The sequence below is a fragment of the Bradyrhizobium sp. Leo114 genome, assembly GCF_055229415.2.
On the sequence record NZ_JBUYEN020000002.1, the window covers coordinates 231,771 to 253,461 of the forward strand.

A 21,691-nucleotide genomic window follows, 5' to 3' on the forward strand; every position below is an offset into this window, starting at 1 on the left:
GTCACCCCCTCGCGCGCAACTCGCGGCGCAGCACCTTGCCGGTCGCGGTCATCGGCAACGACTCCGCGAACTCGACGAAGCGCGGATATTCGTGGGCGGCGAGTTGTACTTTGACAAAGTCCTGGATCTCGCGGGCGAGCGTGTCGCTCGGGGCATAGCCGGGGCGGAGCACGATCCAGGCCTTGATGGATTCGGTCCTGATCGGATCGGGAATGCCGACCACGGCCGACATCGCCACCGCCGGATGCTTCATCAGCGTATGCTCGATCTCCGACGGGCCGACGCGATAGCCGGCGGTGGTGATGACGTCATCCTCGCGGCTGACGTACCAGAAATAGCCATCCTCATCCTGCACGCCTAGATCGCCGGTAAGTAAGAACTCGCCGGCATATTTCTTCGCGGTCGCTTCCGGGTTGCGCCAATATTCGATCATGGTGCAAGGACACGGCTGCCGCACGCCGATGATGCCGCGCGTCCCCCGCGGCAGCTCCTCGCCTCTGTCGTTGACGATACGCACGTCGAAGCCGGGTGTCGCTTTGCCCATCGAGCCCGGTCGGATCGGAAACAGATTCGAATTGCTGCCGATCACGAGGTTGCACTCGGTCTGGCCGAACACCTCATGGGCGTCGATGCCGAAGGTGTCGCGCACCCAGCCCAGTAATTCGCCGCCGAGCGACTCTCCGCCGGTGAAGATGCTGCGCAGCTTCACGCCCGAATTTGTCACGCCCGCCTGCCGCATCAGCTTCAGCGCGGTCGGCGGCAGGAACACGTTGCGGATGCCGAATTCAGCCATCATCTGCATCGCCGCCTGCGGCTCGAACTTGCGCGCGCGATGGCCGACGATGGGAATGCCGTGATACCAGAACGCGAACAGACCGTTGATCAGGCCACCGATCCAGGCCCAATCCGCCGGCGTCCACATCAGGTCGCCGAGCCGCGGCAGGAAGTTGTGGCACATCTCGACATTCGGCAGATGGCCGAGCACGACGCGATGCGCGTGCAGCGCGCCCTTTGGATTTCCTGTGGTGCCCGACGTATAGATGATGAGCGCGGGATCATCGGCCGAGGTGTCGACGCTGGTAAACTCCGCCGAGGCCGCACGCAGTGAGGGCCAGAACGGCCTGGTGCCTGCGGGCGCTTCGTCACCGACCACATAGATGTTCTTCAACTCAGGCAGGCGGTCGCGGATCTTGGCGAGCTTCTCCCAGCCGGCCGCGTCGGTCACGATCGCCTTCGCCTGCGAATTCGACAGCCTGAATTCCAGCGCATCCTCGCCAAACAGCGCGAACAGCGGGATCGAGATCATCGCGGAGCGGAAGGCGGCAAAATGCGCGATCGGCAATTCCAGCGATTGCGACAGGAACACCGCGACGCGGTCGCCGCGCTCAAGACCGTCGGCCTTCAGCACATTGGCGAAGCGGCGCGACATCTCCGCGACCTCGTCGAAGGTGGTGCGCGTCTGGGCGCCGTCCTCGTCGACATAGACAAGCGCGAGCCGTCCGGAGCCATCGGCATGGCGGTCGCAGCAGGCGGTCGCCATGTTGAAGCGCGCCGGCACGTCCCAGCGGAAGTTGCGGCAGAGCTCGTCGTAGGTTGCGGCTTCCTTGAGCATGATCCTCGGCGTTCCCAGCGTTTCCTCGCGGACCGGCGTCGCGATGACCGGTCGCTCTATTGTTGTCGTCAGTTTTAAAGCGCCGCGCGCCCCGCACAAGTCTTGGTGCCCTGCACGTCGCGCCTTATGCGCTGCCGCTGAGAGCGTTGCTGATCGACCCGAGCGGGAAGCGAGGCGGCGCAAGCCGCGTCAACGCGTCGCGATGCGTGCAATGCTTCCGGGTCGTCATTCCGTCGCCGACTTCGCCGCGCCGCGGAATAATGCGCGGACGGGATACCAGCCGATCACCTCGGATTCTCCCCCTTCCGGTAGACGCAGGCGGCCCGGAACTCACGCAACTAATTGATTTAATTTAGCTTATCCTGATTTCCGTACTGTCATGCGCGGATTCATCATGAGGTCTGTCGGCACCGTTCAGGGGTCGCAATTTTGTCAAATAAGCCTATATTAGGGGACGAAATGACATGTGCGGCGCGCCGCCGGTTGTGGCCCGCCGTCCTCAGCCCCCAATCGCGCTATCGCTAAGAAGAGTAAGAGGTCGTCGACCATGCGTCCTATGCGTCCGTTCAACTTTAACACCTCCGCCGAGCTGTTTCCTGCCGCCATTCGCAAGAAGAAGCGGGCCGGATTCGCCTATCGGCGCTTTGGCACCGCGGCGGAAGCCGTGCAGTATGCCATGGAAGAGCTGCCGGCGGATTCGCTGAACGGCGCCTACCTGCAGGTCGAGGAAGCCCGTTTCGACCAGAACGGCATCCGTTCGCTCTACGAGAGCGAGGCGTTCCCGCTGCCGCGTCGTCCGCGCCCGGTGCAGGCCAATACCGACGCCGACGCCGCTTAAACCGATCCGTCCCTACCCAAGCGAAAAGCCCTCGGGATGCTCCGGGGGCTTTCTCTTTTTTCGGACCTATAACCGTGGCTGCTTGTCCAGCCAGCGCTTGAGCATGCGCACGTTCCGGACATTGGCGCGGAACATGACGTCGAATGCGTCGCCCGCGAGCGGCACCAAGCCGACCGCGCCGTCGAGCGCGACATTGGCGAGCATCCGCGCGGTGATATGCCAGGGCGCGCCCAGCGCACGCGCTTCGCGCACCAGCCACAGCGAGATCGCAGTCGTGATGATGTCGCCGACCACCGGAATCAGGCCGATCAGGCCGTCGATGCCGTAGCGGATCTTGGTGCCGGGCACGATGAAGGCAACGTCGAGCAGTTTTGCGATCGCCTCGAGCCGCGCCAGCCGCTGCTCGCGGGTGAGATTGCCGAACGGATTGGCGGTCTCGAAGTCGAGCCGGAACGCCTCGAACTGCGGATGCAGCGCGGCCTCCGGAATCTCGCGTCCGTCCTGGTCGATGACTTTCCCCCGCGGCCGCGTGTCGCGGAACGGGCCTCGCGAGCGGGCGCGGTTGGGCGTGAAGATGTCGTCGGGCATGGCCATTCAGATGGTAACGCAAGGGCGCGGCACAAGTTGCGTCACATTACCGCTCTGTCAGCTTGCGGCAGGGCCGCACACTCGCCGTTATTGCGTCGCTAGCAGCGTCTCATTCGCGATGCCAGCTAAAAGCATTGCCGCGATTTAACTGGTGGATCTTGTCGGCTCAGGCCAACACCGGCCGCTTTAATCCCGCGAGGATTTCCATCACAGCGATGCCGCATATCGAGATCACTGAGGAGTGCCGCGCCCTGATTGAGAGCGCGGTTGAGCCCCCGACGGGACGGCGCTTGCCAAACGGCAATTGGGTCATACCGGTCAACGAGGCAACATGGGAGCGGCTGCAGCAAGCGCGGCGGCAAGGCGAAACGATCTCGGACTGCATCATTCGCCTCATGATCGTCACCCTGCATAAGTACGGCTTGCAATAAAGCATCGCAGCCGTCCCGTAGGATGGGTAGAGCGCAGCGAAACCCATCGCGATGGAGCAAGCGGCACCAATGATGGGTTTCGCTTCGCTCTACCCATCCTACCGCCCCCGCGAAAGCAGACCCATAACCACGGGGAAGCGTTTGTGGCGCGAGCAACCGGTTGTAGAGTTGTAGGGTGGGCAAAGGCGCACTTGCGCCGTGCCCACCATCCAGCGCTGTGCTCGTGATGGTGGGCACGCTTCGCTTTGCCCACCCTACAGCATGGCCGCGAGTGCTGATTCAAATGTCAAACAGCGTGAGGGATGCGAGTCCGCATTCTCGCGGCGCTTTGCGTCCGAGCTTTGCGTTACTTTCCGCCCTCTTCGATATCAGAGGGCGCAGGAAAAACCTTGGTTACAACCGGCTGCCCAGCTTGTAGAGCCGCTCGCGCCTGGCGAGGCGTCATTCCATAGACACGCTTGAATAAACGGGTGAAGTCGGCGGCCTGCATATCCAATCCGCAGGTCCAGGCAAGGCGGCCGATTCCGGACGCGTCCGTCGTCCTCAAGGCATCGACGAAACGGCGCAGCCGAACGTCGCGCAGATATCCTGCCACGGTCAGGCTATTCTCCGAGAACAGCTTGTAGAGCTGGGTCCGCGATACGTTGATGCCCCGCCAGATATCGTCCGGCGTTAGCTCGGGGCGATGATAGTTCTCCTCGATGTAGGCAATCGCCCGCATGAATTCCTTGCTTGGCCGTGCCTGAAACTGCTCGCCCCGCGACAATTCGCCCCGCAGCAGATGAATGAGGAGTTCGGCTGTCGCCTCGAGCACGATCTCGAAGTCCTGCGCGTCCATCCTCCCGTAGGACTCGAACAGCAACCGCATCTGGGCGCCGACAAAGGGCGCCAGCGGAGCTGAACTGAGGGAGCGAAGGATGAAGGGCTCGCCGGAGAGATCAGTCTCGAGTGCAGCAGCGAGGCGTGTTCGCGGCAGGAAAATTGTCGCTATGCGAGCCAGGCGCGACCGCGCCGTCACCTCGACCGTGCTTTGCACCATCCCAAGGTCTCCGGCTCTTAGGCTGACGAAACCGGTTGCGGTCTCCTCGCTGTATTCTCCGGACAGGACGTAGTCGAATACCACGCCGTCGATCTTGTCGGCTGCCGCATCCGCTTCGGTTCGCTTTGCCTCCACGCAGGAATTGGACGTCAGCTTGTAGAAAGCGACGTTGTTCCCAACGAACCATGCCACGGTGCTGTCGAGCGGCATCCCCTCCGATTCGCCGATGGTTCGGACATAGCTGCGACGAAACAGGTTGGCGTCCGCGAGATAGTCCGCGCTGTTCGCACGGGGATCGAGGCTGCTTCGTTCCCCGTAGAGGAAGCGCGCGGGGCGTTTTGGGGACGACGTTTCGGGAGAGATCCGAGTGGAGTCGCGCGGGTCCGGGCGATCGTCGGAATGATTAACCATAGACCATCCAGCCGCGTAGTGAATCCCATCGCTCCCGATGCGTGCGCTCGGATAGCACCCGTTGCTATCGAAAATTTTGCATTCCGTCCAAAACTTCATGTTTTCCGTACCACGGGGTAGCCGTCACGTTGCCGGTGTGTTTGCTGGACAATTCCACCTGACCGGTAAATCGCTGCATACATGAATCGCGCCTTTCGTCCTGCCCTCAATCGGATCCTTGGCATGGTCCGGGTCTCCGAACAGGTCAGTCTCCTCAACAAGGAAGATCGTCTCCGACACCGCCACCGGGTCGGCTCTGAGTGGAAGTGGAGCGTTTCGGTCGCCGCCCTGCTGCTGAGCATTGCGCCGTCGCTGGCGTGGGCGGATGCGGTCGGCGACGCGTCCAGCGCCCTGCAAGCGGCCATCGTGGCCTACGCTGCCGATCCCAGCACGGCCAACGGCGCTGCGATGCAGGCCGCGCTGACGGCCTACAACCAGGCCGTCGCCAGTAACGCCACCACCACCGTCAGCACGGCCACGTCGGTCTCGGCCTGGCAGACTGTATTTGGCGCGACAGCGATCTATGTAGGCGCCGGGGGCGCGCTGTCATACGCGGTGAGCGGCTCCGGACCGGTTGGCGGCGCGATCAATGTGGATCCTGGTGCCGCTCTCGCTATCGGCAGCGCCAGCGCCAATCTGAGCGATGCCGGAGCCCACTCGTCCGTGACCTTCTCCGGCAATTCGTCCAGCTTCGGCGGCGCGATCTTCAACACCAATACGGTGACGATCGCTGACAGCAGCTTCTCCAATAACTCCGCCAGCTTCGCCGGCGCGATCTACAATTTTTCCGGCACGGCGACGATCGTAGACAGCAGCTTCTCCAGTAATACCGCCACTCAGGGCGGCGCGATCGCCAATGACGGCATGGCGACGATCGCTGGCAGCAGCTTCTCCGGCAATTCGGCCACCTATGAGGGCGGCGCGATCTACAATACCGGCACGGCGACGATCGCCGACAGCAACTTCTCCAACAATTCGGCCACGTATGGCGGCGGTGCAGTCCACAACTATCACGGCACGGTGACGATCGCCGGCAGCGGTTTCTCTGGCAACACGGCCACTACCACCGACGGCGGCGCGATCTACAATGACGGCACGGCGACGATCGCTGGCAGCAGCTTCTCCGACAATTCCGCCACCTCCTATGGCGGCGCGATCTACAGCGAGGCAGGCAGCACGACGACGATCGTCGCCGGCAGCTTCGCCAGCAATACCGCCGGCAGTCAGGGCGGCGCGATCTTCAACGCCGGCACGGTGTCGATCAGCGGCAGCAGCTTCTTCAACAATTCCGCCAGCAGTGCCGGCGGCGCGATCTACAACACCGGCACGGCAACGATCGCCGACAGCGCCTTCGCCAGCAACGCGAACGGAGCGATCTACAACACTGGCACGGCGTCGATCAGCGGCAGCAGCTTCGCCGACAACTCCTCCACGACCTATGGTGGCGGCGCGATCTTCAACTTCGGCACGGCAACCATCGTCGACAGCCGCTTCTCGGATAATTCCGCCGGCGCCGGTGGCGCGATCTTCAATGAAGCGAACCGCACGGTATCGATCACCGACAGCAGTTTCTCCGGCAACTCGGCCACCTATGGCGGCGCCATGTTCATCAACGGCACCGCGACGATCACCGGCAGCAGCTTCTCCAACAATTTCGCCGCCCATGGTGGCGGCGCCATTTTCGACTCAAGCGGCACGGTGACAATCGCCGACAGCAGCTTCTTCGGCAACACGACCGACACGCTGGGCGGTGCGGTCTACACCGATTACGGCACGATCAATCTGACGGTCAGCGGAGGCCAGACCTCCATTTTCTCCGGCAATACGGCCAGCGGACAAGCCTCGTCCATCTACTTGAATGGGCCCGCCACGCTCGATGTGAGCGTGGCGCCCGGAGGCGTGCTGGACATGCGCGATCCCATGGGCGGCAGGACCAACGGTCCCCTCGCTATCACCCAGACCGGCGCCGGCACCTGGAAGCTTGGCGGTAGCAATGTCTTTACCGACGAGGGCAGCCAGACCACCTTCAACGTGGCGGCCGGCACGCTCTATCTCTATGCCGCCGGCGAGGTGAGCAACGCCACCGCGACCAACAGCAGCGCCACAGTGGCCGCCGGCGCGATCCGGCTGGATGGCTCTTCTTCCAGCTTCATCCTGGGCGGCACCGCCACCCTGGTCGCCGCCGGCAGCAACAGCATCACCACCGAAGGCAGCATCGTGCTGCAAAGCGGCGCCACGTTCCGCGGCGGAACCGCAGCGGATAATGCTGATCTCGACGGCGGCGGAGCCCTGGCTGCCACCGGCGGCAACACCTCGCTGACCCTCGCCGCCACCGGCGGTGTCACCCTGCGGGGCAACCTCAACGTAGAAGCGGTCGCCACAGCCGATACCTTCTCCCTGAACGCCGAGCTCACCGACGCTTCGGGGTCGACCGGCAGCCTGACCAAGCTTGGGGCGGGCACAGTGGTCCTGACCGGCGACAACAGCTACACGGGGACCACGACGGTTGCAGCCGGCACCCTGGCCGTGGATGGCTCCATCGCCTCGAGTGCGCTGACCATCGTCAATGCCGGCGCCACCCTCGCCGGCACCGGCACCGTGGGCACCACGACGATCAACAGCGGTGGCATTCTCGCCCCCGGCAGGGCCGGCACGACCGGCAGCTTGGCTGTCAACGGCAACCTCACCTTCGAGAACGGCGCGATCTATGCGGTGGATATCGCCGGGTCCGGCAGCGACCTGACCACGGTGTCGGGCAGAGCCACCCTTAAAGGCGGCACCGTGGTGGTCTCCACACGTGATCCCTTGGTCAGCTACCAAAAAGGCCAGACCGCCACGATCCTGAGGGCCGGCACTGGCGTGAGCGGCACCTTCGCCGACTCCACCATCTCCTCCGCCTTCCTTGCGACCAGCCTCAGCTACGATGCCGACAACGCCTATCTCACCGTTGCCCCGATCCCCTCCAACGCAGATGGCTCGGGCAACCCGGCCATTTTCGAGACGGTTGCCCACACCGCGAATCAGTACCGCACCGCGGTTGCACTCGACACGCTGGCGCAATCCGGCTCGTCGCTTGCACTCTACAACAAGCTGCTGTTGCTTGACGCCGGCGAAGCCCGCGGCGCCTACAACGTTCTCGATGGCGAGATCCACGCCAGTCTGAAGAGCGGACTGATCGAGGACAGCCACTTTGCCCGCTACGCCGTCACCGGCCGGCTGCTCGCCGCCTTCGGCGAGCCGGGCGGATCATCCGCCGACAATGTCCGAAAGCTCAGCGACGGCCTCGCCGTCTGGGGTTCCGGCTATGGCAGCTGGGCCCGGCTCGGCGGCGGAGGCCATAACGCCGCAAGCCTCGACCGCACCGCGGGCGGTTTCTTCGTCGGCGCCGACAAGCTCATCGACGACATCTGGCGGATCGGCGTGATGGGCGGCTATGGCCGCTCATTCTACAGCGTCGATGGCCGCACCTCGTCGGCCGACGTCGACCAGTCCACGATCGGCGCGTATGCCGGCGCCCGGATCAACGATCTCGGCTTGCATCTCGGCGTGGCCAACACCTGGCATGCGATCGATACCAGCCGCAACGTCGCCTTCCCCGGTTTCGCCGAAATCGACAGGATCTCCTACAATGCCCGCACCACGCAGATCTTTGGCGATGCCGGCTACACCTTCCATGCCGGCGGGGCCGCCCTTGAACCGTTTGCCGGCTTTGCCTGGGTCAATCTGCACACGAACGGCTATGACGAGAACGGCATCGCCGGCCTGCACGGCGGCGATGAGACCCAAAACGTCACCTACTCCACGATCGGCCTGCGTGGCGCATTCCCCGTCAGTCTGGGATCGGTCAGCGGCAATCTCTACGGCACGCTGGGCTGGCAGCATGCGTTCGGCGATGTCACGCCGTGGACCACCCACGCCTTGACCAGCTCCGATGCCTTTACGGTGACAGGCGTGCCGATCGCCCGCGATGCCGCGCTCATCCAGACCGGGCTCGATATCCCCCTCAGCAAGGACGCCACGCTGGGTTTTTCCTATACGGGTCGGCTCGGCGCTCACACCGAGGAAAACGGGCTGTCCGCCCGGTTCCGCTTAGCGTTCTGAACATGAACCGCGCCGGGATCGCCACCATCGTCCCCGAGACGGGGGCGTCCGAAGGACGAGCCCGGAACCCATCCAACAGTAGAGCATGCGGTGAAATGGATTCTCTGATGTGCAGTAGCCGGGGCGCGCGCAGCGCGAGCTATGATGTTGGCTCAGGCCAACACCGGCGGCTTTAATCCCGCGAGGACTCCGATCAAAGCGATGCCGAATATTGAGATCACTGAGGAGTGCCGCGCCTTGATAGAGAGTGCGGCTGGGGCCCCGACCGGACGGCGCCTGCCAAACGGCAATTGGCTCATACCGGTCAACGAGGCGACGTTGGCGGGGCTGCAGCAACTGCGCCTGCGAGGCGAAACGATCTCGGACTGCATCATTCGCCTCTTGCTCGTCGCGTTGCATAAGTACGGCCTGCAATAAAGCATCGCAGCCTTCCCGTAGGATGGGTAGAGCGAAGCGAAACCCATCGCGATGAGCAAGCGGCACCCATGATGGGTTTCGCTTCCGCTCTACCCATCCTACGATTCGGTTGAACCTCGCACCGTTATCGTCGCTGCGAAAAGGGAAAGCCGGGTTTGCCCGTCGGGTTGTTTGTCGCACCCAAACCAACCACATCGTCATTGCGAGCGGAGCGAAGCAATCCATAGCGCCGCTTGTGGAAACATGGATTGCTTCGCTTCGCTCGCAATGACGGCGAAAGCGGTTAAGTCGTCACCGGCTGCGGCTCTTCCGCGTATTTGTGCGCCAGCCAGGACGACAGCGTTGCCGGCACCAGGCCGACGAGCCCGTAGAGAATGAACTGCACCGCGCCGGAGTCCGGGCCGCGCGAGCCGTAGAGCAATTCGGCCGCGATGAATCCGATTACGCCAACGATCAGCATGCGCGCGAACGGATTGATCTTCCGCACATGCATAAGAATGTCGTCGATCGCCGCCAGCATCAGCGACGGCACGATGCCGAACAGATACGCGTATTGCAGCGTCTTGACGAACGCCAGGAAGAACTTTCCGACCTCGTGCGCGCCTGTCTCGGTCCAATAGCCGGACTGGTAGGAGGTCGCGAACAGCAGAATGAGACCGCCGATGAACGGGCCGATAGCGGCGAAGATCAGGTAGCGTTTCATTGCGTCCCACTCACTGCACTAGATCATGATCCGATTAGGACCTTCCTACGCAAACGCTTCGCGTTTGTCGCGAGGGAAAACCGGTTTCCACTTTGCCGGATCATGCTCTAGCTGTGGTCTTTCAGGAGGTTGTCCATCTGGTCCGAACCGAGGAAGCCGAGGTTGCGAAGCTTCAGTGTTCCAGAGAGAGACCGGATGAACAGCCACAAGAATGCGCGTTTGACGCGCAAAGGTCGAGAGGCAATGGTGCGAAGTGTGGGGGAAGGAGGGGCAAGCCAGAAGCTACTTACCTTACCCGCTGCCATTCGATGACGATCCTCGTTCCGTCCGGGCGTTGGAAATGCTCTGTCATCTGATCGCCAGAAACCTTCAGGGTCAGCTCCCTCCGAGTGCGGGTATCCCCAACCCAGTTTGGAAAAGTGGCCCCTTCGACGCGGTTGCCGCTGAACTCACCTGTCTCATCCACAGTGTAAGTCCCGAAAAAACCGATGCTTCGAGACATCGCGGTTCGATTTTCGGCATCCGTGCCCCCACCACGCACATTCGACGCAAAACGTGGCGTATCTGCATCCGTCAAAACTTCGATAAAATGCATATCTGGCGTGAAGACCAGCATGCCGTTTGGCCGCTGACCGTAAGCAGGAAGGTTTCTTCCTTCTGGATCAATCTGCGCCGATACCATACGCCAAGTACCCACCACCTGGTTTGCTGAAGCTGCTTGGGCATGAGAACCGACAACAGAGGCTCCAAGTATGATGGCCAAGAACATTGAACGAATTGGCATTTTTCCTGCCTATGTTTGTACCTGCCTGCGTCATAAGTAACTAGCGGCCAACCTTGCACTCACGTCGCGGGTGTGAGGGCAACCGCCGCATCAGATGTCAAACGTCTTCGCGATCGGCCGAGAACGCGACCTCGCGCTGCGCTTCGATCCTGACGAGTCGCTGCGTCAAAGCCTTCGAAATCGAATCGTAAGCGGTGCTGCCCAGCGCAAGACGCAGTGGAGGATTAGTGCTGTCGGCGGCGGCGATCATCGCTGCCGCAGTCCGTCCCGCATCACCCTTCAGCGCGAAGCTCCCGCTGTCGATCGCCCGGCGCACGGCGCCGGCGGGAGTGTCCTCGTAGACGTCCATCGGCGCGGGACGCACCAGACCGGCTCCGAAATTCGTGGCCGTCGGGCCGGGTTCGGCGATGATAAAGTCAATTCCGAAGGGCGCGACCTCCTGCGCCACGGCCTCGACGAATCCCTCGATGCCCCACTTGGTCGCGTGATAGAGGCTGAAATTCGGATACGCGATCTGCCCGCCTTCCGACGAAACCTGGATGATGCGCCCACCTCCCTGACGACGCAGATGCGGCACTGCCGCGCGGATGAGCTGGATCGAGCCGGTCAAATTGGTAGCGATCTGATGGTTTATCTGCGGGTCGGTAAGTTCCTCGGCCGCTCCAAACAGCCCGTAGCCGGCATTGCTGACGACGACATCGATCCGCCCCATACGCTCGAATGCGTCGTCTATGGCCGCCCGGAGCCCGGCGGTATCCGTCACATCAAGTATCGTCGTACTGAGGTTCTCGCCGTGTGCTTGCTGAAGATCGGCCAGGCCGCTTTCCCGTCGCACCGTCCCGACGACGCGGTCGCCACGGGCAAGAAGGCGTTGCGCCATTTCGCGGCCGAGGCCTGACGACGCGCCGGTGATGAACCAGGTTTTGCTCATGAGATATTCCCTCTGAAATTACTCCGATGATGTAGAGGGGACCAATTGGTGCTATAAGACGTCCATTATTGGATGAGTAAGTGAAATAAATTCACCAGTGCCGCGCCCAAGCCTGAACGATCTGGCGGCTTTCGCCTCCGTCGCCAACCTTCGCAGCTTCCGTAGAGCTGCCGAGACGATAGGCGTCTCGCGTTCGGCCCTGAGCCACGCAATGATTGCGCTCGAGAGGAATCTCGGCATCCGCCTGCTCAATCGAACCACTCGAAGTGTTTCGCTCACCGAGGCTGGCGCCCGGCTGCTCGCGCACCTGGGTCCGGTGCTACAAGACCTCGATACGGCTCTCGACTCGCTCGCCGAAGTGCGCGGAACGCCTAGCGGAACTTTGCGGATCAACGCCAACAAGAGCGGAGCTGCAATCTTGCTGCGTGATGTCATTCCGCACTTCCTCGCTCAGCATCCGGAGGTCGAGATCGATCTTGTCTCCGAGGGGCGGCTCGTCGACATCGTCGAGCAGGGTTTCGATGCCGGTGTCCGCCTTGCCGAAGCAGTGCCGCAGGACATGGTTGCGGTCCGGTTCGGCGGCGATGCCCGCTTCATTGCAGTCGCCTCGCCAGCCTATCTGGAGGGTCGAGATCCCCCGATCACGCCGGACGATTTGCACGCCCACCGGTGCATCCGCCAGCGCCTGCCAAGCGGAAAGCGCTATCGCTGGGAATTCTCAAGACACGGCGCGGAGGTGGTGGTCGACGTTCCGGGCGTTCTGACCCTGGACGACAATGACCTGATCGTCGAAGCAGCAGCGGATGGGCTCGGCATTGCCTATGTGCCGGAAAGCTTCGCCCGAACGCTTCTGGATTCGGGGCACCTTGTCGCCGTTCTGGAGGATTGGTGCCCTCCGATTCCGGGTCTCGCCCTCTATTACCCCCGCAATCGCCACGTTCCTTCCGCGCTACGGGCGTTCATCGATACTCTGAAGGCGGCGGAGGTCTGAAGGTCGACTACCGGACGGTGTGGGACTTCGTCCACGCCGAGAAGCTCAGTTATAAAAAAAGACGCTGAGTGCCGCCGAGCAGGACTGTCCAGATGTTGCACGTCGGCGGCCGCAATGGATCAAATATCGGGAGCGGATCGCTCCGGTCTCGTCTGGTGTTCATCGACGAGACCTGGACGACCGGCGACATTATCCGACGCGAAGAGAACTCCCCTCACTCCCCCCACGCCGCAAACGCGTCGTTGAACGCGCGCTCGCCCGGCGCGCCCTTCTCGATCGCGATGATGGCGCGGCGCTGGTTGGAGTAGACGAGCGGCACGTCGAACCAGGAGCGCTCTTTGAGGAGCTGCAGGTTGCGCGAGCGGTCGGCATCGACGTTGGAGAGGCCGACCAGGAAGAAGCCGTCGGTGACCTTCACCGCCAGGCCTGCCAGCGGGGTGCCGCGGGCCTGCTCGTTGGACTTCATCAGGATGCCCGGCACATTGCCGACGCCGCCGTTCGGGAAATCCTGCGGCAGGATGAAAGTGAGCTCGGCGGTGTGGCTCGCGGGCAAGGACGAGTCGGTGTTGCGGCGGAACGACATCGTCATCTTGAACTTGCGGTCGGGGATCTCGATGTCGGCGCGCACGGCGATGTCGGGTGCCGCGTTGCCCGAAGCCTTGATCGGTTCGGTGCGCCAGATCACCGAGCCCACATATTGCTTGCCCTTGGGATCGCTGGGGTCCTCGTCATAGAGCACGACACGCTGCGCCACCGGTGCAACCGGCTCGCTGGACGACGGCTGGCCGACGCGGTCCGGGATCTTCGGCTTGGTCGCGGGCGTCGCGACATCCTTCGGCGCCTCCACCGAGGGGGACGACTTGAGCAGGCCGCTCACCACCGTGACCGCCTGCTTGCCCCAGAGGATGCCGGCGCCGACCAGAATCAGAATGATGCCGACCGCAATCGCGCTCTTGAACGGGAATGCCGAGCCGAGCCGCGCGCCCTTCTTGGCGTCGCGATCACCGCCATTGCCGATCCGCGACCGCGGCTGCGATCCCTGCGGCCCGTAGCGCTCGGCCTCCTCGCTCGACTCGTCATAGGAATAGGGCGCGTCCGGATCGGCGCCGCGATTCTCCATGTTCGGCTCGAGCCGGTCGAACTCCGGCGAGGGCGACGGCACATTGGCGTAGGTCTTGCGCGCATTGCGGTTCGCCTGCGCGGCGGCGCGGCCGAGATCGTCGGCGTCGGCGGCGAGATCGCGGAAGCCACGCAGAGCCGGCGGCTGCGGCGCCGGCGGCGCGCCATTGTTCGCGGCACCGTTGTTATCCGGCCCGCGCCGCGCACCGGGGGGCCGCTGCTGCGGATCGGGCGTTGGTGGCGCGGGCGGGCGCGGGGTGACCGGCGGCGCCTCGCCACGGAGATTGCGCGGCGGACGATCCTCGCCACCGGGCGGACGCGGCGGCGCTGGAGTGCGCGGGCGCGGCGGGGTGGTTGCTGCGGCCGGAGCGCCTTCCGGCGGGCGGGTGGTGGCGGCGGTGGCAGTGGCGCGGCGGAAGGCATCGCCGCTGCGGGAACCGGTGGCAGGACGGGTGGTCTCGCGGGCGCGCTGGGCGGCCTCCGATTCGACCTTGCGCACGGCCTCTTCGAGCGACAGGCGCTCGCGGGTGATCTCGGACTCGGAAAGCGGCGGCTGCACGCTGCGGAGCTGCTGGATCAGCGCAGCCCGCGCACGCTCATAAAGCGCGCGGCGGCTCTCACCGGGAGCATTGGGGTCCAATCCGGCGATGGCGCGGGCAATCAGCGGGTAGTAATCAGCCATTTCCAGTCAAATTGGTGGCATATAGGTAATATCCCGTTAAGCCTCGAACGGATTTTGTACCAGAATAGTATCCTCGCGTTCCGGGCTGGTGGAAAGAAGCGCGATCGGGCAGCCGACCAATTCTTCCACCCGGCGGACATATTTGATGGCCTGTGCCGGCAGGTCGGCCCAGGACCGGGCGTTCGCCGTCGGCTGCTTCCAACCCTCGATGGTCTCATAGATCGGCACCACGCGGGCCTGTGCACCCTCGCCCGCCGGCAGATGGTCGATTTCCTTGCCGTCGAGCTTATAGCCGGTGCAGACCTGTATGGTATCGAATCCATCAAGAATATCGAGCTTTGTCAGCGCCAGCCCCGTGATGCCGCAGGTGCGCACCGTCTGCCGCACCAGCACCGCATCGAACCAGCCGGTGCGGCGCTTGCGGCCGGTGTTGACGCCGAATTCCTTGCCGCGGCGGCCGATTTCCTCGCCGATCTCGTTCGTCAGCTCGGTCGGGAACGGACCCTGGCCGACACGGGTGGTGTAGGCCTTGCAGATCCCCAGGACATAACCGACTGCGCCGGGGCCGAGGCCGGCGCCGGTTGCGGCCTGCGCGGCCACCGTGTTGGAGGAGGTGACGTAGGGATAGGTGCCGTGGTCGACGTCCAGCAGCGCGCCTTGCGCGCCCTCGAACAGGATGCGCTTGCCCTCGCGGCGCTTGATGTCGAGCAGCCGCCAGACCGTTTCGGCGTAGGGCAGGATTTTCGGCGCAAGCGCCGTCAGCTCGCGCAGGATGCCCTTGCCATCGACCTCCTCGAGATTGAGGCCGCGGCGCAGCGCATTGTGGTGCGCTAGCAGGCGGTCGATCTTGTGCGGCAAGGTGTCGAGATCGGCGAGGTCCATCAGTCGGATGGCGCGGCGGCCGACCTTGTCCTCATAGGCCGGGCCGATGCCGCGGCGAGTGGTGCCGATCGCGGTCACCGCATTGGATGATTCGCGCAGCGCATCGAGATCGCGGTGCAGCGGCAGGATCAGCGTGACGTTCTCGGCGATGCGCAGATTGTCCGGGCTGACCGCGACGCCCTGCGCCTTCAGCCGCTCGACCTCGTCGAGGAAGGCCTGCGGATCGAACACGACGCCATTGCCGATCACGGCCAGCTTCGACGGCCGCAGCACGCCCGACGGCAGCAGCGCGAGCTTGTAGGTCTCGCCATTGATGACAAGGGTATGACCGGCATTGTGGCCGCCCTGGAAGCGCACGACGATGTCGGCCTGCTCCGACAACCAGTCGACGATCTTGCCCTTCCCTTCGTCGCCCCATTGGGCGCCGACCACGACAACATTGGCCATTTCGCAAGCGTTCCCTGCAACACTTCAAGGTTCGATCATGATCGACGCGGAAAAGCGGTGCCGAACTTTCCGGATCATGGTTTAAGCTGCCCAGCCGAAATCACGGCGTTAGCCGTTCGCACGCGGGACGCTAACCCCGATAAAGGAAGCGCTACGCTTAAGCAAGCAAGAAGGGTAGTTTTTGCGCCAATTGGACAATCTCCAAGCCTTTGATATCCCCCGAAAATTTGTGGCCGCCGCAAGGCAGGCCTCGATCATGGACAAGGTTTAAGGGAACAGCCAGCCAGATGTCCAAGAGTACCCGCGCCACCGAGACACTGGCAAAGCTCGGCGTGACATTCACCGTGCACGCTTATGACTATGATCCTAACGCCGACAGCATCGGCCTGCAGGCCGCCGAGGCGCTGGAGGTGGCGCCCAAACGGATGCTGAAGACGCTGATGGCGGAGGTCGACGGCAAGCCGGTCTGCGCCGTGGTGCCGTCGGACTGCGAGGTCAGCATGAAGAAGCTCGCGAGCGCCTTCGGCGGCAAGACCGCGAAGATGATGCGGCCGGCCGATGCCGAGCGGCTGACCGGTTACCATGTCGGCGGTATCAGCCCGTTCGGGCAGAAGAAGCGCGTGCCGATCGCGATCGAGCAGGCGGCGCTCACCGAGGAAAGCGTGTTCGTCAACGGCGGCCAGCGTGGTTTGCAGATCGAGCTGGCGCCCGGTGATGCCGTGAAGGCTGTCGGCGCGATCGTGCGGCCACTGACGGCTTAAGGTGAGGCTCAGGCCGTCGCGGGCTTGAGCGTCAGCACCTCACCGCGCTTCGAGAGCAGCGAGAACAGCAGCGACAGCGGCGCCATCGCGGCCAGCAGCGCGGCGCCCGCGATCAGCGCGGCCGCTGGGTTGCCCCAGGCATCCTGCAGCCGGCCGGCGGCGGAGGGCCCGATCGCCATCAGGAGATAGAAACAGGTGAAGAACAGGCCGAAGCCAAGCGAGCGGTCGCGCGGCTCGAGCACGCGCGTCGGCAGTGACAGGATCGCGCCGGACAATGGACCGACGGCGACGCCGAAGACGAGGCAGGCGATCGCTGGATGGATGTTTGCGACGAACAGCGCCAGCGCCAGGGCCGCCACAAGCCCGCAAGCAATGATCGCTGCGACCGGCCGCCCCGACCGCTCCACCAGATAGCCGCCGACGGGAATGGCCACGATGGTGAACCAGATCGCGAGGCTGACCAGCGAGGCCGCGCCCGTCGGGCTTGATCCCTGCGCCACCATCAATGGCGGCGCATAGCTGAAGAACAGCACGCAGGCGAGATTCATCGCGCCCCAGATGACGCCCGCGACCAGGACCGGGACCAGGATCTTGACCGGCAGGCCGGTGCGCGCGGCCGCCGCAGTCTCGGCCTGAACGGGACTCCGTGGCAGCAATGCGAAGGCGCCGAGCACGATCAGGGCCAACATCGCGCTCGACGCCATCACCGCCGGCCACCCCAGCGATTGTGCCAGATAAGTCTGGGCCGGCAGCGCGACCATCGCGCCGAACGGCCAGCTCATCTGCAACAGCGACATCGCCAGCACGATCTCGCGGCCAGCGAACCAGTCGGTCGTCATCTTGGTGGCGACCAGGATTACGATGGTGGCGCCGACGCCACCGATCACGCGCGCGACCAGCGCGGCGGCAAAGCTGTCGCAATAGGACAGAGCAACGCCCGACACCACCATCAGCGCCAGCCCGCCGAGCCCGAGCGTCGTCTCGCGCACCCGCTGGCCGATCAAGCCGGCCGGAAAGGCGACGACTATACCGGGCAACAGATAAGCGCCGAGCAGCATGCCGAGCTGGACGTAGCTGAGCGCCAGATCGTGCATCAGGACGTTGGTCGTGGATCCGACCGACTGGAATTGAAACCCGGTCGCCGCGCGCGCCGCGAACAGCACGGCAAGCACGATCCATCTGCGGGGCATCCCTGCCTCCCGATCAATCCTGGAAGTCGCCGCTGGCGAGATTGAGGCTGACCGCGTCTGAGAATTCGGACAGTTCGTCTTCGGAAATCTCATGCAGCGAGAGCTGGAGCTGCATGATCGCGAGATCGACAAGGTGGCCCGCAAAGGACAGCCCGCCGGAAACCAGAATGTTACGCTGTTCGGTCAGTACCGGAATCACGTTACGCAAGCGACGGGCCCTCAATTCATCCATAGCGATGCCCTCTCAGAGGCCGCTGCGCGGTCGCGACCAGCCAGTGGGCGGTGGTGGCGACGTCGGCGAACAATTCGATCGCCTTCGTCGCGACAAGATGCACTGAACCAGGATCGGCATCGCGCCGCTGCCGGCTCGCGGCTGCATCGGTCAGGAAGGTGACGCGATGGCCGCGATGTGATGCGTCGATGGCGGTGGCAAGGCAGACCTCTTCTGCGGCCAGACCGCCGATCGCAAAGCTGCCGATCCGCGAGACGACGTCCTCGAACAGCGGATTGGCGTAGCAGGAAGGCTGCCTGCGCTCGAACACCATGTCCGCGCGCTTCGGCTCCAAGCCCATGATCCAGGGCGACTGCGCCTTCCTGTCGACGAGATCCAAGCCTTCAGCCCGCCGCGTGAAGGCGATCGGCATCCCGGCATTGCGGGCGTGCTGGATCGCGGCCCTGCAGCTTTCCAGCGAACGCTCGATATCATCAGCGCAACCCGCCGCCCCGCGGAAATAAGCCTCCTCCTGCAGGTCGACCATGACCAACAGACGGCTGCTGGAAGCGCCAACATAGGGTTTGAGGTCGATCACCGGGGCCATGGCGGTCACATCGTGGCCGGCTGCGCGGCCGCGCCGCGGCCGGCGGACATTTCCAGGATGCCGGGAACGTCCCACTGTCCCTCGGGACGGATCAGGACGTAAGGATCCTCGCCAAGGGTGATGCGCTGCGGATGCCGCTCGGCCTGAAGCTTGACCTCGACATAATCGAAATCGGAGAACACGAATTCGCGCGAGCCAGACATGCGCTCGAAGCCGCGCTGCTCCCAGAAGCCGAGCAATCGCTTCTGCGCATGCGCATAGAGGACGTTGTAACCCTTCTTGCGGCAGAGCTCGATCGCGGCATCGACGATGCGCCCCGCAATGCCGCCGCTGCGGCTTTCGCTGCGCACGGCCAGCCGCTCCAGCTTGGCGAAATCGGCGAAGTAGCGGATCCGCAGGCAGCCGACCGGCTCGCGGCCCTGATGGCAGATCAGATGCGTCGCGGAGAAATCATTGCCGTCGAATTCCTCCTCGAACGGACAATGCTGCTCGCCCATGTAGACGGCGCTGCGGATCGCCATCACGCGTGCCATCTCGTCCATCGAGCGCACCACGCGCACCGAGATCGGATCCGGCGGCACCGGCTTCGGCGGCGGCATCTCGTGCGAGCGATCGAGCATCTGCAGATGCGGCGCGAACAATCCATCATAGCGGGCGCCCGGGGTGAACCCGAGCGGCTCGAGCACGCGCAGCCCTTCCTTGGTGATCGGGCGCGAATAGATGTTGACGCCCTGGTAGAGCGGGCTCGAGAATTTCTGCAGCACCAGCGGGATCGCGGCGACCGTCGGCCCCTTGGCGTGGATGCACCAGACATAGATGCCCGCCGGGCGCTCCGACTGCCGCGTGACGAAGGCGAGATCCGGATTCTTGGTATCGAGCCGTCCGTCGATCAGGCGGCGCGTGCCTTCATGCGTCAATGGAAGCACCGCGAGGAAACCTTCGCCCTTCGGCGCGGCAATGTCGAACTGATCACGCCGCGCGATCGCCCAGAACGCATCCGGATTATGGTTGGCGACGGTCTGAACGATGCGGTTGGTGGTCAGTCCCGGGATATCTTCCCTCGCCGCATCCATCAGCGCCGCAATCCCGGCGGCATCGACGGTGAAAATCACCGTACGTTTCGCCAATTGCAGCATGGTCATCTTGTCGAGCGAACGGGCGGGACCCGCCCCCTGGCGCCTGGTGGCGGCTTTGCGAATAAAATCGAGGTCCAGAGCAGTCATCGATCATCTCTCGCGGTTGTGAATTTGCCGCGTTTCTGCCAAGAATAGAGGGTTGTTCCCGTTAAGCTAAAAGGCGACAAACGAGGCGATTTGTATGCACTCACCTGAGCGCAGGGGTGTTCACCACCGTGCACACCCCCCGGGCCGCATCGCCCAGTGGGATTCGGTGCGGATCTTCCTTGAGGTGGCACGGATCGGCAGCTTCCGCGCTGCAGCCCTCGAGCTGAACGCTTCGGCCAACTTCCTGCGGAAGCAGATCCTGCAACTAGAGAGTGCCTATAAAACGACATTGATCACCCGCCATGTCGACGGTGTGCGGCTGACGCCCGAAGGCGAGAAGGTGCTAGAGGCGGCGCGGCGGATGGAGGAAGCCGCTTTCGCCCTCGACCGCGCGCTGAGCCAGACCACGCCGGCACTCTCGGGCGAGGTGCGCTTTGCCATCACCGAAGGTCTCGGCACTTTCTGGGTCGCGCCGCGGCTGATCGAATTCCAGCGCGTCTATCCGGGGCTGCTCGTCGATCTCAAATGCGAGATGCGCTCCGCCGACGTGCTCCGCCTCGAGGCCGACGTCGCGGTGCAGCTCGAAGAGCCGGACAAGCCCGATCTGAAGCGCGTCAAGATCGGCCGTCTTCACGTCATGCCGTTCGTCAGCCCGTCCTATGTCGAGATCTACGGCATGCCGAAGGACCAGGACGACATAAGGCAGAACCACCGCATCGTGCTGCAAGACGCCGACCAGACCCGCGCGCAGCAGATGTACGAGCAATATGCCGGCCGCGAGCAGGTCGGCTTCGTCGCCATGCGCAACAATGTCAGCAGCGCCCATGTCTGGGCGGTCGCCAAAGGCGCCGGCATCGGCTGGCTGCCGACCTATGTGCCGGCGGTGGCGGGGCCTTTGATCCCGCTCGACATCGGCATCAACTTCTCGCTCGACATCTGGCTTGCCTATCATCCCGACGCCAAGCGGATTCCGCGCGTCAAGCAGTTGATCGACTGGACCATCCAGGCCTTCGACGGCCGGAAGTATCCGTGGTTTCGCGACGAGTTCGTGCATCCCAACGATCTGCAGAAAACCTACAAGGGGGAGCCACTGGTAAATCTGTTCGCAGGCTTCGTGAACGAAACACGCTCCAAGATCGGCTGAGCAACCCAATGAGCAAATCGACCGACGGGTACATCGATCAATTGGTGCAGGCCAAGTGGCGCGAGATCGGACTGTCGCTGTCCGACCTTGCGGAAGTGCTGGGAGCAACGCCCCCGCCCCCACAACGGTCGGAGCGCACAAACGGCCGGGATGCGGTTGATATCGAGCGCCTGCGCCAGGTGGCGAGTGCGCTCGGCGTCTCCGTCGATCTCTTCAACGGCCGCGCCACCAGCGCCGCCGCCCGGGCACGGCGGTTGCCTGCGCCGGGCTCGGCATCGTTGCAGTCGCTGCTCGAGTTGCGCCTGCTCCGGTTGTTTCGCGAATTGCACGACGCCGATACGAAACGGATCCTGATCGACCTCACCGCACAGATCGTCAAGCGCCAGGCCGGTCCTCCCGGCGAGGCCGGCTGACGCTATCCCTCGGCGCGCCGGCGCCCCGCCAAGCAGTCGCCGAGATTGGCCGGCAGGCTTGCCGGGGATAGAGCCCGCGCATGGTCGCGATGCAGCCAGCGCCATTGCCGCCGCCGCAAAATCCGTG

At 63.8% G+C, this 21,691-nt stretch carries 20 protein-coding genes and 1 pseudogene; 9 read left to right on the forward strand and 12 right to left on the reverse strand.

Translation table 11 applies throughout. The features are described 5' to 3' along the window. Position 1: 1 nt before the first annotated feature. A complete protein-coding gene (locus ACZIRK_RS03375; protein ID WP_130229928.1) occupies positions 2-1,612 on the reverse strand; it encodes an acyl-CoA synthetase in 1,611 nt (536 codons plus the stop codon). A gap of 547 nt (positions 1,613-2,159) precedes the next feature. Here ACZIRK_RS03375 and ACZIRK_RS03380 point away from each other — a divergent pair. Next, complete coding sequence (locus ACZIRK_RS03380) at positions 2,160-2,450, forward strand: hypothetical protein (RefSeq protein WP_028163803.1); 291 nt, start codon at positions 2,160-2,162, stop codon at positions 2,448-2,450. A gap of 66 nt (positions 2,451-2,516) precedes the next feature. On the opposite strand, the gene ACZIRK_RS03385 is transcribed toward ACZIRK_RS03380, so the two are convergent. Further along, positions 2,517-3,044 (reverse strand): DUF4112 domain-containing protein, encoded by a 528-nt coding sequence (locus ACZIRK_RS03385; RefSeq protein WP_130229927.1) that lies wholly within the window; start codon positions 3,042-3,044, stop codon positions 2,517-2,519. Between the two features lie 152 nt (positions 3,045-3,196). Between ACZIRK_RS03385 and ACZIRK_RS03390 the strand changes: the two genes are divergently transcribed. Further along, positions 3,197-3,469, forward strand: coding sequence for a hypothetical protein (locus ACZIRK_RS03390; RefSeq protein ID WP_463326960.1), 273 nt, complete (start codon positions 3,197-3,199; stop codon positions 3,467-3,469). Positions 3,470-3,815: 346 nt separating this feature from the next. Here ACZIRK_RS03390 and ACZIRK_RS03395 read toward each other — a convergent pair whose 3' ends face one another. After that, entirely contained in the window at positions 3,816-5,018 is a 1,203-nt protein-coding gene (locus ACZIRK_RS03395; protein WP_130229925.1) for a helix-turn-helix domain-containing protein, read from the reverse strand. A gap of 123 nt (positions 5,019-5,141) precedes the next feature. Here ACZIRK_RS03395 and ACZIRK_RS03400 point away from each other — a divergent pair, with 123 nt between their 5' ends. Together ACZIRK_RS03400 and ACZIRK_RS03405 are read left to right on the forward strand one after the other, a co-directional pair. Then, positions 5,142-9,059 (forward strand): autotransporter outer membrane beta-barrel domain-containing protein, encoded by a 3,918-nt coding sequence (locus ACZIRK_RS03400; protein ID WP_463326961.1) that lies wholly within the window; start codon positions 5,142-5,144, stop codon positions 9,057-9,059. A gap of 144 nt (positions 9,060-9,203) precedes the next feature. Next, positions 9,204-9,476, forward strand: a complete 273-nt coding sequence (locus ACZIRK_RS03405) for a hypothetical protein (RefSeq protein WP_456643864.1) — start codon at positions 9,204-9,206, stop codon at positions 9,474-9,476. A 283-nt stretch (positions 9,477-9,759) separates the two neighbouring features. On the opposite strand, the gene ACZIRK_RS03410 is transcribed toward ACZIRK_RS03405, so the two are convergent. From ACZIRK_RS03410 to ACZIRK_RS03420, 3 genes are all read right to left on the reverse strand, one after another. After that, a complete protein-coding gene (locus ACZIRK_RS03410) occupies positions 9,760-10,179 on the reverse strand; it encodes a DUF5413 family protein (protein WP_130230904.1) in 420 nt (139 codons plus the stop codon). Between the two features lie 286 nt (positions 10,180-10,465). Beyond that, positions 10,466-10,963 (reverse strand): lipocalin-like domain-containing protein, encoded by a 498-nt coding sequence (locus ACZIRK_RS03415; RefSeq protein WP_028163810.1) that lies wholly within the window; start codon positions 10,961-10,963, stop codon positions 10,466-10,468. A gap of 97 nt (positions 10,964-11,060) precedes the next feature. Beyond that, positions 11,061-11,894, reverse strand: a complete 834-nt coding sequence (locus ACZIRK_RS03420) for an SDR family oxidoreductase (RefSeq protein WP_130230900.1) — start codon at positions 11,892-11,894, stop codon at positions 11,061-11,063. A gap of 97 nt (positions 11,895-11,991) precedes the next feature. Between ACZIRK_RS03420 and ACZIRK_RS03425 the strand changes: the two genes are divergently transcribed. Further along, positions 11,992-12,885: a LysR family transcriptional regulator gene (locus ACZIRK_RS03425; RefSeq protein ID WP_130230898.1), complete on the forward strand. Its 894-nt coding sequence runs from the start codon at positions 11,992-11,994 to the stop codon at positions 12,883-12,885. Further along, positions 12,873-13,064 (forward strand): annotated as a pseudogene (locus tag ACZIRK_RS03430) (IS630 family transposase); the annotation flags it as partial. The gene ACZIRK_RS03425 and the pseudogene ACZIRK_RS03430, both read left to right, overlap by 13 nt. Before the next feature lie 35 nt (positions 13,065-13,099). Here the strand turns inward: ACZIRK_RS03430 and ACZIRK_RS03435 are convergent. Both ACZIRK_RS03435 and ACZIRK_RS03440 read right to left on the reverse strand, forming a co-directional pair. Continuing rightward, complete coding sequence (locus ACZIRK_RS03435) at positions 13,100-14,686, reverse strand: hypothetical protein (RefSeq protein ID WP_463326962.1); 1,587 nt, start codon at positions 14,684-14,686, stop codon at positions 13,100-13,102. Between the two features lie 36 nt (positions 14,687-14,722). Then, positions 14,723-16,015 (reverse strand): adenylosuccinate synthase, encoded by a 1,293-nt coding sequence (locus ACZIRK_RS03440; protein WP_130231798.1) that lies wholly within the window; start codon positions 16,013-16,015, stop codon positions 14,723-14,725. A 287-nt stretch (positions 16,016-16,302) separates the two neighbouring features. Here ACZIRK_RS03440 and ybaK point away from each other — a divergent pair, with 287 nt between their 5' ends. After that, on the forward strand, positions 16,303-16,776 hold the full coding sequence (gene ybaK, locus ACZIRK_RS03445) for a Cys-tRNA(Pro) deacylase (protein WP_130231800.1): 474 nt from the start codon (positions 16,303-16,305) through the stop codon (positions 16,774-16,776). Between the two features lie 8 nt (positions 16,777-16,784). On the opposite strand, the gene ACZIRK_RS03450 is transcribed toward ybaK, so the two are convergent. From ACZIRK_RS03450 to ACZIRK_RS03465, 4 genes are read right to left on the reverse strand one after another with little or no spacing between them, the layout of a single operon-like run. Next, positions 16,785-17,966, reverse strand: coding sequence for an MFS transporter (locus ACZIRK_RS03450; protein WP_463326963.1), 1,182 nt, complete (start codon positions 17,964-17,966; stop codon positions 16,785-16,787). A 13-nt stretch (positions 17,967-17,979) separates the two neighbouring features. Next, positions 17,980-18,174 (reverse strand): hypothetical protein, encoded by a 195-nt coding sequence (locus ACZIRK_RS03455; RefSeq protein WP_433994500.1) that lies wholly within the window; start codon positions 18,172-18,174, stop codon positions 17,980-17,982. 16 nt (positions 18,175-18,190) lie between these two features. Continuing rightward, positions 18,191-18,784: a cysteine hydrolase family protein gene (locus ACZIRK_RS03460; RefSeq protein ID WP_051396697.1), complete on the reverse strand. Its 594-nt coding sequence runs from the start codon at positions 18,782-18,784 to the stop codon at positions 18,191-18,193. A gap of 5 nt (positions 18,785-18,789) precedes the next feature. Then, a complete protein-coding gene (locus ACZIRK_RS03465) occupies positions 18,790-20,007 on the reverse strand; it encodes a GNAT family N-acetyltransferase (RefSeq protein ID WP_245287274.1) in 1,218 nt (405 codons plus the stop codon). 94 nt (positions 20,008-20,101) lie between these two features. Between ACZIRK_RS03465 and ACZIRK_RS03470 the strand changes: the two genes are divergently transcribed. Both ACZIRK_RS03470 and ACZIRK_RS03475 read left to right on the forward strand, forming a co-directional pair. Beyond that, positions 20,102-21,151, forward strand: a complete 1,050-nt coding sequence (locus tag ACZIRK_RS03470; RefSeq protein WP_130227390.1) for a LysR family transcriptional regulator — start codon at positions 20,102-20,104, stop codon at positions 21,149-21,151. 8 nt (positions 21,152-21,159) lie between these two features. After that, positions 21,160-21,564 carry a helix-turn-helix domain-containing protein gene (locus ACZIRK_RS03475; RefSeq protein ID WP_130227391.1) on the forward strand — a complete coding sequence of 135 codons (405 nt, stop codon included), beginning with the start codon at positions 21,160-21,162 and terminating at the stop codon, positions 21,562-21,564. The last annotated feature ends 127 nt before the right edge of the window (positions 21,565-21,691 follow it).

Coding starts and splice junctions, on each gene's coding strand:
- ACZIRK_RS03375 (WP_130229928.1), bottom strand. CDS start 1,612: ATGCTCAAGGAAGCCGCAACCTACGACGAGCTCTGCCGCAACTTCCGC.
- ACZIRK_RS03380 (WP_028163803.1), top strand. CDS start 2,160: ATGCGTCCTATGCGTCCGTTCAACTTTAACACCTCCGCCGAGCTGTTT.
- ACZIRK_RS03385 (WP_130229927.1), bottom strand. CDS start 3,044: ATGGCCATGCCCGACGACATCTTCACGCCCAACCGCGCCCGCTCGCGA.
- ACZIRK_RS03395 (WP_130229925.1), bottom strand. CDS start 5,018: ATGAAGTTTTGGACGGAATGCAAAATTTTCGATAGCAACGGGTGCTAT.
- ACZIRK_RS03400 (WP_463326961.1), top strand. CDS start 5,142: ATGGTCCGGGTCTCCGAACAGGTCAGTCTCCTCAACAAGGAAGATCGT.
- ACZIRK_RS03405 (WP_456643864.1), top strand. CDS start 9,204: ATGTTGGCTCAGGCCAACACCGGCGGCTTTAATCCCGCGAGGACTCCG.
- ACZIRK_RS03410 (WP_130230904.1), bottom strand. CDS start 10,179: ATGAAACGCTACCTGATCTTCGCCGCTATCGGCCCGTTCATCGGCGGT.
- ACZIRK_RS03415 (WP_028163810.1), bottom strand. CDS start 10,963: ATGCCAATTCGTTCAATGTTCTTGGCCATCATACTTGGAGCCTCTGTT.
- ACZIRK_RS03420 (WP_130230900.1), bottom strand. CDS start 11,894: ATGAGCAAAACCTGGTTCATCACCGGCGCGTCGTCAGGCCTCGGCCGC.
- ACZIRK_RS03435 (WP_463326962.1), bottom strand. CDS start 14,686: ATGGCTGATTACTACCCGCTGATTGCCCGCGCCATCGCCGGATTGGAC.
- ACZIRK_RS03440 (WP_130231798.1), bottom strand. CDS start 16,015: ATGGCCAATGTTGTCGTGGTCGGCGCCCAATGGGGCGACGAAGGGAAG.
- ybaK (WP_130231800.1), top strand. CDS start 16,303: ATGTCCAAGAGTACCCGCGCCACCGAGACACTGGCAAAGCTCGGCGTG.
- ACZIRK_RS03450 (WP_463326963.1), bottom strand. CDS start 17,966: ATGCCCCGCAGATGGATCGTGCTTGCCGTGCTGTTCGCGGCGCGCGCG.
- ACZIRK_RS03460 (WP_051396697.1), bottom strand. CDS start 18,784: ATGGCCCCGGTGATCGACCTCAAACCCTATGTTGGCGCTTCCAGCAGC.
- ACZIRK_RS03465 (WP_245287274.1), bottom strand. CDS start 20,007: ATGACTGCTCTGGACCTCGATTTTATTCGCAAAGCCGCCACCAGGCGC.
- ACZIRK_RS03470 (WP_130227390.1), top strand. CDS start 20,102: ATGCACTCACCTGAGCGCAGGGGTGTTCACCACCGTGCACACCCCCCG.
- ACZIRK_RS03475 (WP_130227391.1), top strand. CDS start 21,160: ATGAGCAAATCGACCGACGGGTACATCGATCAATTGGTGCAGGCCAAG.